Below are 682 nucleotides of genomic sequence, written 5' to 3'. Positions count from 1 at the left end.
TGCTTCACCACATACATTAGGATTGATATTAACCTACCATGTTAACTACGGCCTTTCGGCCCGTAGGACAGCTGCCATTATGCAGGATGTTCATGGTGTGGCTATTTCGCACCAAACGATATTGAACTACGAAAATAGCGTAGCCCTTATGCTTAAGCCCTACGTGGATTACTATCCGTATGAGCTTTCTGACCAATTCTGTGGTGACGAAACTTATATTCGGGTTGGTGGTCGCTGGCATTATTTGCTATTCTTTTTTGATGCGGTGAAAAAAATTATACTTTCCTATCCAGTGTCTCCTAATCGAGATACAGCGTCAGCCATTCGTGCGATAGATGAAGTTTTAGTAAAGATGAAAGAGATCCCAGAAGATCTAACTTTTGTGGTAGATGGAAATCCAATCTATCTTCTAGCTCAACACTATTTCGCACAACATGACATTTCTTTTGATGTGAAGCAAGTAATTGGTCTTACAAATGAAGACCCTGTTTCAACCGAATACAGACCCTTAAAACAGATTATTGAAAGACTCAATCGAACATTTAAAGGTAATTATCGTTCAACCCATGGGTTTGGCTCGGAACAAGGATCAGTCTCTTTTGTCACCTTGTTTGTGGCTTACTTTAACTTCCTAAGGCCACATGCGGCTTTAGAAGGTAAAGTCCCTGTTGTAAATCCAGAA

The 682-nt window shown here is 40.5% G+C and carries 1 protein-coding gene; it reads left to right on the top strand.

Annotated features, from left to right (window positions below; all coding sequences use genetic code 11):
* On the top strand, positions 1–682 hold a 682-nt coding region (locus tag F7888_RS22300), incomplete at both ends, for a DDE-type integrase/transposase/recombinase (RefSeq protein ID WP_225228969.1).

This window comes from Litchfieldia stipae, from assembly GCF_014837155.1.
Taxonomy (GTDB): domain Bacteria; phylum Bacillota; class Bacilli; order Bacillales; family Bacillaceae_L; genus Litchfieldia.
This window is presented reverse-complemented; position numbering and strand designations above follow the sequence as displayed.